Consider the following 11250-nt stretch of genomic DNA (forward strand, 5'->3'; position numbering starts at 1 on the left):
GCGCCGATCTTGCCGGAGTCGGGGTATTCGCACCTCGGCGGGCATCATGGTGCTGACGGACACGAAGGCCCAGCGGCTCGCTGGAACGCTGGGGCGATTGGTGCGCCTTTAGGCCAGGCTCGCCGCTGTGGCGGGCACCTCTGGCGACTGGGGCAAAATCCCACTTTCACCGAAGAAACGATCATGACGGTATCGCTTACCCAAAAACTCATCGAAGAGCATGTATTGGTCTGTCCCAAATGCAAGACGCCGAAGCTTGTCGTCAAAGCGGACGGGTACCATTGTGGAAGTTGCATGATTTCATGGCCTGCGCATTGCAACGTGCCGGATTTTTTCAATAGGTATGTGGAAAACGAGCGTGGAGCAGAGCTTGCCGTGGCCCAGGAATTCGTGGATCGCATCTGCGAAGTGCTGGCGCTCGGCAAGGATCCGGCGACCGTTAAGGCCGTTTCCAGCGTATTGAGTCGCGCGTCGAAACTCAAGACCGAAGTTGATTCACTGACTGCCGAGATCGAAGACGTGTATGACCGCTTCTTTGGGAAAGACAAATTCGATCATCCTGCGCCAGACGCCCAAGCCAACCAAGGAATCGGCGTCGTCTTCGAGCGGCACTATTTCCCTCCCAGGGCCGGGAAGTCCGAAGCGTTCTCTGCGAACGTCCGCGTAAGAAACGCTGGAGCGCAGGCTTGGTCGTCACGAACACGGAACCCTGTCGCGCTAAAGGCGGAATGGCGCGGACTCAGAGGCGAACCTGCCTATGCGCACTTTCCGATCGACGTGGCCCCAGGTCGAGCGATAACCATGCCGATCCGGATGACGGCGCCCGAAGCAGCCGGTGACGCAACTGTGCGCATCACCCTTGAGTGCCCTGGATCGCGTGAGCAAGCCAGCCAGTACCTGGACATATCAGTCGCAGTTGGCGCTGTTCGGACAGATCATCATCACGTTGGAATGGTGCGATTCGATCCGCCCATTGCCGACTATGGAAAAGACCATCAGGACGCCCTGGCTTTCCTGCTGTCGTATCTGACGAGGGAAAGCATATCGCGATCGAGAATTCTTGAAATTGGAAGCGGACCCCATCCGCAATTGGCGTGGCTTGAGGATTCTGAAGTTGTGGCGCTTGATATCAGCGCTCCACTGCTGGAACTGGGCAGCCTTTACTTTGGGGATCGCTTCACCCATCGTTTGGCATTTATGTGCGCGGACGCTTTTGATCCGCCATTCGCTCCCGGATCATTCGATGTCGTAGGCATGTTCAGTACCCTGCATCACTTTCCGGAACCTGATTTGCTGCTCAAAAAGTTGAGCGGGTTGCTTCGGCCGGCGGGAGTCCTGGCAGTCATGTGCGAACCCGTGGGCGACTCGCTCGCTGCGGCCTCGACAGTCCGGGACCTCTTGAAGGGAATCAACGAACAGGTTTTCAGCACTTCGGAATATTGGCGGATATTTGAAGCCGCAGGGCTTGTCCCTCTTTCAGCGAAAGTGAACGGCGGATCGTTGAAGGCGATACTCAGCAAGAAGTGAGGCGACCACCTGACGGCCGTGGGCGCCCGACGCTGCCTCTTATTTCAACTGCGCTGCCTTGACGCGCATCACGTATTGCTGGTACGTCGGCAGCGCGATTGCCGCCAGGATGCCGATGACCATGATCGCCGGGAACAGGAATGCGCCGATGCGCACGCGGTCGTGTTCGGCGGCGGGGGCCGGCCGTAGTCGTTGCGGCCCCGCGTGCCGGCCCTGAAGACCCAGATCCGTCCGACCAGGGGAATGAGGATCAGCAGCCAGGTCCAGCCGTTCCAGCCCATGTCGTGGCTGCGCTGGATCGATATCAGGGGCCAGAGGGCTTTCACTCGGACAACGGCTCGAAGTACATCAACGGCCGGGTCGCCCAGCTGGTGGAGAAAGTGCGCATTGAGCAGACCAAATCACGCTCTCGCCACAGCAACGACAACGCCCTGGCCGAGAGCAAGAACGCCAGCGTCGTGAAGCCTTGCAGGCTCAGGCCGGCGCGCAAACCGACCTGGCCACCGCCCAGGCAATGCAACAAGCCAAGGCAGAATTGTGTGAGCAATTCAACCGGCAAAAAAGCCAAGCCCGCGCGCCGGGCCAGAACAACGCAGCGCCTCCATCGAGGGGCAGGGATCACGCATGAGTACATGCATGATCGGGGGCGCCTCCGGCGGCCTGGCAGGGGGCCTGCAGATGAAGAAACCCGCAGACACATCCTCGCCCCTTAAACTGCCCCTTTCAACCCGGTCGACTCGCCACTACAGCTCGCCGCATCAACCGCCCTTCAGGCCCATACGTGAATTGGAAAATTCTCTTAGAAGTGGATGCCCCTCATCATCTGCTGCATCGCGATCGCCTCGGGCGACAGGGTCGGCTTCCCGCCCTTGTCGCCCTTGGCGGCGGACGAATCGGGGAACATGCGGAAGCTGGTGTTCATTGCGATCTGGGCCACGCGCGGCAGCAGCGCGTGCAGCACCTGGCCGGAAATGCCCAGGCGCGTGGCGATGCGCACCGGCTTGGAGATGCAGGCGTCGGCGATCATGTCGGCCGCCTCTTCGGGCGCCAGCGTCGGCACGTTGTTGTAGATGCCGGTGGGCGCAATCATGGGTGTGCGCACCAGCGGCATATTGATCGTGGTGAAGGTGATGCCGCGGTCGGCGAACTCGCTCGAGGCACAGCGCGTCCAGGCATCCAGCGCCGCCTTGCTGGCCACGTAGGCCGAGAAGCGCGGCGCGTTGGTCAGCACGCCGATCGAGCTGATGTTGACCACATGCCCCTTGCGGCGCTCGGCCATGCCGGGCAAGAGGCCCATGGTCACGCGCAGGCAGCCGAAGTAGTTCAGCTGCATGGTGCGCTCGAAGTCGTGGAAGCGGTCGTAGCTGGACTCGATCGCGCGGCGGATCGAGCGGCCGGCGTTGTTGATCAGGAAGTCGACGCCGCCGTGGTTTTCGACCAGGAGCGCGATGAAGCGGTCGCAGTCGGCCATGTCGGCGATGTCGGCGGCATAGGCGACAAACTCGTAACCCTTGGCCTTGGCTTCCTTGCAGGCCTCATCGAGCTTGTCCTGGTCGCGCCCGCAGATGATCGTGACGGCGCCGGCCTCGGCGAACTTGTGTGCTGCCGCCAAGCCGATGCCGGAGGAGCCGCCGGTGACCAGCACCACCTTGCCGCCCACCGTGCCGCGGAGGGACCGGTCGATGTGCAGGTCCGGGTCCAGGTGACGCTCCCAGTAATCCCAGATGCGCCAGGCGTAGTCCTTCAGGTTGGGCACCGTGATGCCCGAGCCCTTGAGCGCCGCCGCCGTTTCGCGGTTGTCGAAACGCGTCGGGTAGTTGACGAAGGTGAGCATGTCCTCCGGCAGCGCCAAGTCCTTCATGATCGCGGCGCGGATGCGGCGGATCGGCGCCACCGCCATCAGGCCCTTCTTGATGCTCTTGGGAATGAAGCCCAGCAGCGCCGCATTGACGAACAGGTTCATGCGCGGCGCATGTGCGGCGCGGCTGAAGATGTCCAAAACGTCGCCGACGCGGTAGCCCACCGGATCCACCAGGTGGAAGCAGCGCTTCGTGATATCGGCCTTGTGCGACAGGTAGTCGAGCGCGTCGACCACGAAATCCACCGGCACGATGTTGACGCGCCCGCCCTCCAGGCCCACGGCCGGCATCCACGGCGGCAGCAGCTGGCGCATGCGCTGGATCAGCTTGAAGAAGTAGTAGGGGCCGTCGATCTTGTCCATCTCGCCGGTCTGGCTGTCGCCCACCACCATCGCCGGGCGGTACACCGTCCAGGGCACCTTGGACTCCTTGCGCACGATCTTCTCGCTCTCGTGCTTGGTGCGGAAGTACGGGTGGTCGTAGTTCTCGGCTTCCTCGAACATGTCTTCGCGGAATACACCTTCGTACAGGCCGGCGGCGGCGATGGACGAGACGTGGTGAAAGTGACTCGCGTCGATGGCCTTGGCGAATTCCACCGTGTTGCGCGTTCCGTCGATGTTGACGGCGACCTGGCTTTCCTCGTCGGCGGCCAGGTCGTACACCGCGGCCAGATGGTAGAAGTGGTCGACTTGGCCCTTGAGCTTCTTCGTATCGTCAGCGGCAACGCCCAGCTTCTTGGCCGTGAGGTCCCCGAACACCGGTACCGCGCGTGCCGCGGAGACGCCCCAGTATTCCCGCAGGCCGGCAACCTTGCCCTCGCTCTCCTTGCGGATGAGGAAGTGCACAACCGAGCCTTTGCGCTCGAGCAGCTTCTTGACGAGGCGCTTGCCGATGAAGCCGGTCGCGCCGGTGACGAAATATTGCATGGGGAGTTTCTCCTGGAGAGCTTGTTGGTATGTTGTCGGGCATTCTTGCCCAAAGCGAAGGCCTGATCATTCAGCACAAACCCGTGACGCGGTTGAGGTCGCCCGTCTAGCGCTTTAGGAGGCGAACCCTAAACCAGTGGCCCGCTGCGGCTTACAGTGCGTCCATGCGCTCCATCGTGGGGCGCACCCCAACCTACGTCCGGAGGCCACCATGGTCAAGAAAGTCAACAAGTCGTCCAACACCACCACCACCGACAAGAAGACCGGCGCCCAGTTGTCGGGTACCGTCAAGGAATCGGCGCAGCAGATCTGGCTGGCTGGCCTGGGCGCATTCGCGAAGGCCCAGGAAGAAGGCGGCAAGGTGTTCGAAGCCCTGGTGAAGGAAGGCACGTCGATCCAGCGCAAGACGCAGGCCGCCGCCGAAGAGAAGATCTCCGAGGCCACCAACCGCATGGCCACCATGGCCACCGACATCTCGTCCAAGGCTTCGGGCCAATGGGGCAAGCTGGAAGACATCTTCGAAGAGCGCGTCTCCAAGGCTCTCAACAAGCTGGGCGTGCCTTCGTCCAAGGACATCGACGTGTTGATCGCGCGGATCGAGGAACTCAATCGCAACGTCGCCAAGCTGAGCGCCAAGTCGGCCTCAGCCCCGCGCGCCGCCACGAATGGCGCCGTCAAGCCGGCAGCCAAGCGCGCCACGGCTCGCAAGTCTGCGTGAGGCGACACGCTTTGCAACAAGGGCGCTTCGGCGCCCTTTTTGCGTCCGCATAACAAGCTGCGCAATTGTTAGCGGCCGCGCAACCTGCCGGTTGACTATGTCCGCGCGGTTTGTTGCAACGCAACACGGGACGCCCTGCAAGCACCCTACACTGCCCATTCATGACAAAAATAAAATCGCCTGCACCCAAGATCGCGCTGGCACTTGCCGGTGGGGGCCCACTGGGTGCGATCTACGAAATCGGCGCGTTGTGCGCCCTGGACGAATCGCTGGCAGGCATTGATTTCACGGCGCTGGACCACTATGTGGGCGTGTCGGCCGGCGGCTTCATCGCCGCGGGCCTGGCCAACGGCATGTCGCCCCGCGAGCTGTGCGCCTCCTTCATCGAAGCCGATGACGGCGCGGGCGAAGTGTTCGACCCATCGTGGCTGATGAAGCCGGCGTATGACGAATTCGCGCGCCGCGCCATCATGTTCCCGGGGCTGGCAGCGTCCGCGCTGTGGCGCGCCACAGTGGGGCGGCGCTCGTTGACGCATTCGATCGAGCGGCTGGGCCCGAGCTTGCCCACCGGCATTTTCTCCAACGACCAGATCGACCAGCGGCTGGGGCGCCTGTTCTCGCGCGCCGGGCGCAGCAACGACTTCCGCGAACTGAAGGCGCAGCTGACGCTGGTGGCCACCAACCTCGATACCGGCGAGGCTGCGCCTTTCGGCCGCCCGGGCTGGGACCATGTCCCGATCTCGAAAGCGGTGCAGGCGAGCTCTGCCCTGCCCGGTCTCTTTCCGCCGGTCGAGATCGACGACCAGTATTTCGTCGACGGCGCTCTCAAGAAGACCATGCACGCTTCGATCGCGCTGGACGACGGCGTCGACCTCATGCTGTGCCTCAACCCGCTGGTGCCGTTCAATTCCACCGAACCCGCCACTGCCCGGGTCATGCAGCGCGGAGTGCCGGCCGAAAAGCGCTCCATTCCGCGTATCGCCGACGGTGGCCTGCCGGCGGTTTTGAGCCAGACCTTCCGCTCCATGATCCATTCGCGCATGGAGCTGGGCATGAAGCACTACGAGCGCGCCTACCCGCGAACCGACATCGTGTTGATCGAGCCCGATCATCGCGATCCAGAGCTCTACCTGGCCAACACGTTCAGCTACGGCCGGCGCCGTCAGTTGGCCGAGCACGCCTACCAGCAGACGCGAGCGATGCTTCGCTCGCGCCGCATCAGCCTCACGGCCAAGCTCCAACGGCACGGCATCCGGCTGCGCATGGATGTCCTGGACGACGCGCGCCGGCACTTGGTCGCGGCAACTCCGGCAAAAACGCGGATCGGCCAGGCCATCGCTTCGCTGCAGGAGGTCATGGACGACCTCAGCCACGCACTGCCCGCGCCCATGCGCGCTGCTTGAACATGGCTAAGAAGGCCCCTCGCCGTACGGCCGAGCGCATCCTGGAAGTGACGCTCGACCTCTTCAACCGGTTTGGCGAACCCAATGTGTCGACGACGCTGATTTCGGCCGAGCTCAACATCAGCCCCGGCAACCTGTACTACCACTACCCGGCCAAGGACGAACTGATCAATTCGCTCTTCGACCGCTACGAGCGGTCGTTGAGCGAGCTGCTCAACGCCAGCGACGGCGTGCGCGACGTCGAAGACGCCTGGTTCTTCATGCACACGCTGTTTGAACTGATCTGGCAGTACCGATTTCTCTACCGCGACCTGAACGACCTCCTGTCGAAGAACCGGCGCCTGGAAACACATTTCCAGTGGGTGCTGAAGAACAAGACGCGCGCGGTCAAGGCCATGCTCGACGGCATGAGCCGCTCCGGCGCGGTGAGCATCGACTCGCGCGAGGTCGAGGCCACGGCCACGAGCATGGTGGTGGTGCTGACCTACTGGCTGAGCTACGAATACGTGCGAGACCCGCGGCGGGCGCTGGAACCCGAAAGTGCCCAGCTCGCCCTGTTGCGCGGCGCGCATCATGTGCTTAACCTGCTGGTACCCTACCTGGAACAGGGCCAGCGTATGCACCTGCTGGGATTGATCGCGGCCTACAGCAACCCGGCAAACTGAAAAGTAAATAGGAGACAAGCATGGCCAAGTGGACGGCTTTTCCCCATCTGGGCGAATACACGTTCGACGCCGCCAGCGTGAAGAAGCATTGGACGCGGCTGCACGCCGGCGACGCCGAGCCGTTGCCAAAGGACAAGGCTGTGCTCGAGGCCTGGGCGCTTTTCCACAGCGGAGATTTCCAGAAGGCCACCGAGGCCGGCATCGCGGCCGGTGGCGACGGCATCACGGTTGCCAACAAGGCCACGGCGATCTACGCGAACTATCTCGAAAAGAAGGAAAAGAACAAGCTCGATCTGTTCATGGAAGTAGCGCAGCGCGCCGAAGCGCAGGCCGGGGAAGATGCGAAGAACCCGAACGCCTGGTACTGGCAGGCCTATTCGTTGGGCCGCTACAGCCAGGGCATCAGCGTGGCCAAGGCGCTCGCCCAGGGGCTCGGCACCAAGGTCAAGGACGCGCTGGAAAAGACCATCAAGCTGCAGCCCAAGCACGCCGATGCGCATGTCGCGCTGGCCGCATTCCATGCGGAAGTGATCGACAAAGTCGGCTCGCTCATCGGCGGCATGACCTACGGCGCGAAGCGGGACATCGGGCTGCGTTTGTACCAGGACGCCCTCAAGCTCAACCCCCACTCCGCGATCGCGATGATCGAATACGCCAACGGCATGGTGATGCTCGAGGGCGACAAGCGGATGAAGGAAGCCACCAAGCTCTACGAGCAGGCCGCCGGCAGCAAGCCGATGGATGCGATGGAGCGGCTGGACTTGGAGCTGGCCAAGGCCGAACTGGACGATTAGCCGCTTCTTTCGCGCTGCCGGCCTACAGGCAAGCAGGCCCCGCCTCGCGCACGATGGCGGCCATGAATATCTTCGAAGCCCTGCGCTTGTCGCATGACACCCAGCGTGCCCTTGCCACCCAGATCCTGGAAACCCAAGGCGATTCGCCCGACCGCAACCGCCTGTTTCGGGAGCTGAAGCACGAGTTGGCCGCGCACGCGGCGGCCGAGGAACGCTGCTTCTACTCCCCGTTGATCGCTTTCGACGAGTCGATGGCGCAGGCCCGCCATGGCATGGCCGAACATCACGAGATGGACGAGTTGGTCGATGAACTGAACAAGATGGAGTTCAGCTCGCCGGGCTGGCTGGCGCATTTCAGGAAGCTGCACCACAAGGTCTACCACCACCTGGAAGATGAGGAGCATGCGATCTTCCAACTCGCAGGCAAGGTGCTGCCCGAAGCGCAGAAGAAATCACTGGCCAAGGACTATGAGGCGGAGTTCATGACTTTCCGGCTGGGCCAGATGCCGGTCAGCTCTGCGGAAAGCTGAGGCGCGCTTGTTCGTTCTGAAGGGCGTCGAGCCCTTCAGAACTCAGGAATGAATTCGCGGGTCGATCCCCGCAAGCGGGGGCCCCTCGCCCTGCGCGAATTTCATTCTCCCCAAGGCAGCATCAACGTCACGAGAGACAGCTTCGCGAATTCCGGTTCGAACTCGTCGATGATCTTCTGCGGATCCGGGCACAGCTGCGTGTCGGTGATCACGCCGAACTGCACGCCGCCGCCGTAGCTCAGGATGGAAACACCGAGCCCGATGTCGCCGGACTGCGGCACCCAGAACATGCTTTGCTCCAGCGTCGAGCCGAGGAACTTCAGCTTCTCGCGCGGGCCCGGCACGTTCGTCATCACGGCGGTCGTCTTCTTGCCGAACAGGCTGAGCATCGCTTCCTGCGCCGGCTTGATCAGCAGGCCCGCCACCGCAAGCAAACCGAACGCCAGCAGCGGCTGCGTGCTGCCTTTCAACGCGTTCATGCGGCGGCGCACCTCGTACACGCGTTCTATGGGATTTTCCATGCCGATCGGCAGCACCAGAGGCACCAGCCCGAAGCGGTTGCCCAATTTGTAGGCTTGGTCCAGCGGACGCAGGTTGACAGGGATCATCGCCCGTATTTCCTGGCCGGTGACGTCATCACCCAGCGACTTCAGGTATTCGCCCAACGCGCCCGCGACACAACTCAGGAGCACGTCGTTGATCGAGCAGTTCAGCGCCTTGCCAACGGCCTTCACTTCATCCAGCGGGATCGGCTGGCACCAGGCCACGCGCTTCGCGGTGCCGGGCTTGCCCTTCAAACGGGTCTTGGAATCGTCGGGCATCAGGGCCAGCGACGCCGCGTCGCTCACCACCTGGTAGGCCAGCTTCGCCAGATCCAGCGAGCCCGCGATCCCTTTTTGCGGGTCGCGCAGCATGCCCAGCGAACGCGCAGCGCCCTCGCCCGCCGCGCCCAACGCCTTCACCGTCATGTCGGTGAATGGCTTGATCAAGGTGTCGGCGATCCAGTCTTCCGCACCGGCCGAGGCTTGTTTGCGCTTGCGCTCCGGTGGCGCCTCGCCCCCATCGACCAAAGACATGGTGACGGATATCAATGCGATGCCGTCGGCGATGCAGTGATGGATGCGCACCAGCAGCGCGCTGCCGCCCTGGTAGTCCTCGACCAGGTGGAACTGCCACAGCGGATGCTTGTGGTCCAGCGGCTGCATGGCGAGTTCGCCGACGCGTTCCTGGAGCGCGGCCTGCTCCTGGCCTTTGGGCCGCTTGGGCAGCTTCTCGCGGACGACGTGGCGACGCACGTCGAGCTCCGCGTCCTCCACCCAGGTGGCGCCGGCCGCGTCTTCCACCACCCGCTGGCGAAAGCGCGCGTACTTGAGCAGCCGCTCCTCGACACGCTGGCAAAGTTCGTCGTAGCCGATGCCCGGCTTCAGCGTCCAGACGCCCACGATCATCATCAGGTTGCTCGGCGAATCCATCCGCAGCCAGGCGGTGTCGACCTTGGTCATGCGTTCGCCGGAGAGGCCCAGCATGCCGCTCGCAGCTCGCGTGGCGTTCTTCTGGACGACCTTGGCAGCCTGTCGCGCGGTTTTACCGGCGCGCTGTACGGCGGCGCCTGCGGCTTGGGTGGCAACGATACGGGTAACCATGCGATGGGCCTCCGGGGAGCTTGGTGTTATTCGGCAGCGGCCCCTATTCTGGGCGGTCGGCTGGCCGTAAGATACCGCGAAGTTACCCGCAGGCGCCGCTAAAAGGTAGATGCGGGCCCCCATCGCCACTACAAAACCAAGGAGCATTCATGGCCGACCTCAAAGCCGCGTTCGAAGCCGCCGTCGCCGGATCGAAGAACCTCACCGAGCGCCCCGACAACGCCACGCTGCTCAAGCTCTACGCCCTGTACAAGCAGGGCACCGCCGGCGACAACACCGAAAAGAAGCCCGGCTTCGGCGACATGGTGGGCCGCGCCAAGTGGGACGCCTGGAACGGCCTCAAGGGCACGTCCAACGACGACGCCATGCAGCAGTACATCGACCTGATCGCCTCGCTCAGCTGACTTGGCGTCACTCCAGCGTGATCCTGGCGCCCTTGATCACGCGACCCCAGTAGTCCAGCTCTTTCTTGGTGAACTCGCCCAATTGGGCGGGCGCCATGAGTTCGATGGCTGTGCCCGAGTCCTCCGCTTTGCGGCGCACCTCGGGCGACGCCAGGATCTTCCCCACCTCCGCGTTGAGCAACTGCACCACGTCGGCGGGCGTGCCGGCCGGCGCGTACAGAGCGAACCACGAATCGAGATCGTAGCCCTTGATGCCCGACTCCGCGGCCGTGGGCACCTGGGGCAGCGACGACAGCCGCTCCCGGCTGGTGACCGCCAGTGCGTTGAGGCGGCCCGCCTGGATCTGGCTCACCACGCCGGCCGGCGTGGTGATGAACAGGTCCACCTGCCCGCCCATCAAGTCCTGCACCGCGGGGCCGGAGCCCTTGTACGGGATGTGGGTGATGAAGGTACCGGTGAGCTGCTTGAACAGGTGCGGATTGCCGACGTGGTAGCCGCTGTACGACACCAGCAGCGTGTAGCCGTCGGGCTTGGCGCGCGCCACCAGCTGATTGCCGATGTTGCCCGAGGCGCCAGGCTTGTTGTCCACGACCACCGGTTGGCCGAGGGCGCGCGCCAGTTGGTCGGACACCAGCCGGGCGGTGAAGTCGGTGCTGCCGCCGGGCGCGGTCGGCACGACCAGGGTGATGGGGCGCTGCGGGTATTTGCCCTGGGCGAACAACGAGGGGCTGGCGGCGAGCGCAGCGCTGCCCCACGCCAGCAGTTGGCGTCTTTGCATGGA

11 protein-coding genes and 1 pseudogene are annotated in these 11250 nt (G+C 63.5%); 7 read left to right on the forward strand and 5 right to left on the reverse strand.

From position 1 onward, the window contains the following. Window positions 1–183 precede the first annotated feature (183 nt). Window positions 184–1527: a bifunctional 2-polyprenyl-6-hydroxyphenol methylase/3-demethylubiquinol 3-O-methyltransferase UbiG gene (locus EEB15_RS08425; protein ID WP_141509389.1), complete on the forward strand. Its 1344-nt coding sequence runs from the start codon at window positions 184–186 to the stop codon at window positions 1525–1527. 233 nt (window positions 1528–1760) lie between these two features. On the opposite strand, the pseudogene EEB15_RS34200 reads toward EEB15_RS08425, so the two are convergent. The 3 genes and pseudogenes from EEB15_RS34200 to EEB15_RS08440 form a co-directional block, all read right to left on the reverse strand. Then, window positions 1761–1808, reverse strand: a pseudogene (locus EEB15_RS34200) (hypothetical protein); the annotation flags it as partial. A 41-nt stretch (window positions 1809–1849) separates the two neighbouring features. Continuing rightward, complete coding sequence (locus tag EEB15_RS34205; RefSeq protein WP_233259416.1) at window positions 1850–2050, reverse strand: hypothetical protein; 201 nt, start codon at window positions 2048–2050, stop codon at window positions 1850–1852. Window positions 2051–2326: 276 nt separating this feature from the next. Beyond that, window positions 2327–4312 (reverse strand): SDR family oxidoreductase, encoded by a 1986-nt coding sequence (locus EEB15_RS08440; RefSeq protein ID WP_141509390.1) that lies wholly within the window; start codon window positions 4310–4312, stop codon window positions 2327–2329. A gap of 211 nt (window positions 4313–4523) precedes the next feature. On the opposite strand from EEB15_RS08440, the gene EEB15_RS08445 reads away from it, so the two are divergent. From EEB15_RS08445 to EEB15_RS08465, 5 genes are all read left to right on the forward strand, one after another. Beyond that, complete coding sequence (locus EEB15_RS08445) at window positions 4524–5030, forward strand: phasin family protein (RefSeq protein WP_141509391.1); 507 nt, start codon at window positions 4524–4526, stop codon at window positions 5028–5030. Window positions 5031–5191: 161 nt separating this feature from the next. After that, the gene (locus EEB15_RS08450) at window positions 5192–6433 is read left to right on the forward strand and encodes a patatin-like phospholipase family protein (RefSeq protein ID WP_141509392.1); all 1242 of its coding nucleotides are present in this window, start codon (window positions 5192–5194) and stop codon (window positions 6431–6433) included. Between the two features lie 2 nt (window positions 6434–6435). Then, window positions 6436–7098, forward strand: coding sequence for a TetR/AcrR family transcriptional regulator (locus EEB15_RS08455; RefSeq protein WP_141509393.1), 663 nt, complete (start codon window positions 6436–6438; stop codon window positions 7096–7098). A 20-nt stretch (window positions 7099–7118) separates the two neighbouring features. Then, window positions 7119–7892 carry a hypothetical protein gene (locus EEB15_RS08460; protein ID WP_141509394.1) on the forward strand — a complete coding sequence of 258 codons (774 nt, stop codon included), beginning with the start codon at window positions 7119–7121 and terminating at the stop codon, window positions 7890–7892. A gap of 62 nt (window positions 7893–7954) precedes the next feature. Beyond that, window positions 7955–8422 carry a hemerythrin domain-containing protein gene (locus EEB15_RS08465; RefSeq protein WP_141509395.1) on the forward strand — a complete coding sequence of 156 codons (468 nt, stop codon included), beginning with the start codon at window positions 7955–7957 and terminating at the stop codon, window positions 8420–8422. A 101-nt stretch (window positions 8423–8523) separates the two neighbouring features. On the opposite strand, the gene EEB15_RS08470 is transcribed toward EEB15_RS08465, so the two are convergent. Continuing rightward, window positions 8524–10065, reverse strand: coding sequence for a wax ester/triacylglycerol synthase family O-acyltransferase (locus EEB15_RS08470; protein WP_141509396.1), 1542 nt, complete (start codon window positions 10063–10065; stop codon window positions 8524–8526). Window positions 10066–10214: 149 nt separating this feature from the next. Here EEB15_RS08470 and EEB15_RS08475 point away from each other — a divergent pair, with 149 nt between their 5' ends. After that, the gene (locus EEB15_RS08475) at window positions 10215–10469 is read left to right on the forward strand and encodes an acyl-CoA-binding protein (RefSeq protein ID WP_141509397.1); all 255 of its coding nucleotides are present in this window, start codon (window positions 10215–10217) and stop codon (window positions 10467–10469) included. Window positions 10470–10476: 7 nt separating this feature from the next. On the opposite strand, the gene EEB15_RS08480 is transcribed toward EEB15_RS08475, so the two are convergent. Next, window positions 10477–11247 carry a tripartite tricarboxylate transporter substrate binding protein gene (locus tag EEB15_RS08480; RefSeq protein ID WP_141509398.1) on the reverse strand — a complete coding sequence of 257 codons (771 nt, stop codon included), beginning with the start codon at window positions 11245–11247 and terminating at the stop codon, window positions 10477–10479. Window positions 11248–11250: the final 3 nt, after the last annotated feature.

The organism is Ramlibacter sp. WS9, from assembly GCF_003797765.1.
Taxonomy (GTDB): domain Bacteria; phylum Pseudomonadota; class Gammaproteobacteria; order Burkholderiales; family Burkholderiaceae_C; genus Ramlibacter.

Bases quoted from the DNA above. Each gene is read 5' to 3' on its own strand.
- EEB15_RS08445 (WP_141509391.1), top strand. From the start codon at position 4,524: ATGGTCAAGAAAGTCAACAAGTCGTCCAACACCACCACCACCGACAAG.
- EEB15_RS08425 (WP_141509389.1), top strand. From the start codon at position 184: ATGACGGTATCGCTTACCCAAAAACTCATCGAAGAGCATGTATTGGTC.
- EEB15_RS08460 (WP_141509394.1), top strand. From the start codon at position 7,119: ATGGCCAAGTGGACGGCTTTTCCCCATCTGGGCGAATACACGTTCGAC.
- EEB15_RS08450 (WP_141509392.1), top strand. From the start codon at position 5,192: ATGACAAAAATAAAATCGCCTGCACCCAAGATCGCGCTGGCACTTGCC.
- EEB15_RS08470 (WP_141509396.1), bottom strand. From the start codon at position 10,065: ATGGTTACCCGTATCGTTGCCACCCAAGCCGCAGGCGCCGCCGTACAG.
- EEB15_RS08465 (WP_141509395.1), top strand. From the start codon at position 7,955: ATGAATATCTTCGAAGCCCTGCGCTTGTCGCATGACACCCAGCGTGCC.
- EEB15_RS08480 (WP_141509398.1), bottom strand. From the start codon at position 11,247: ATGCAAAGACGCCAACTGCTGGCGTGGGGCAGCGCTGCGCTCGCCGCC.
- EEB15_RS08440 (WP_141509390.1), bottom strand. From the start codon at position 4,312: ATGCAATATTTCGTCACCGGCGCGACCGGCTTCATCGGCAAGCGCCTC.
- EEB15_RS08475 (WP_141509397.1), top strand. From the start codon at position 10,215: ATGGCCGACCTCAAAGCCGCGTTCGAAGCCGCCGTCGCCGGATCGAAG.
- EEB15_RS08455 (WP_141509393.1), top strand. From the start codon at position 6,436: ATGGCTAAGAAGGCCCCTCGCCGTACGGCCGAGCGCATCCTGGAAGTG.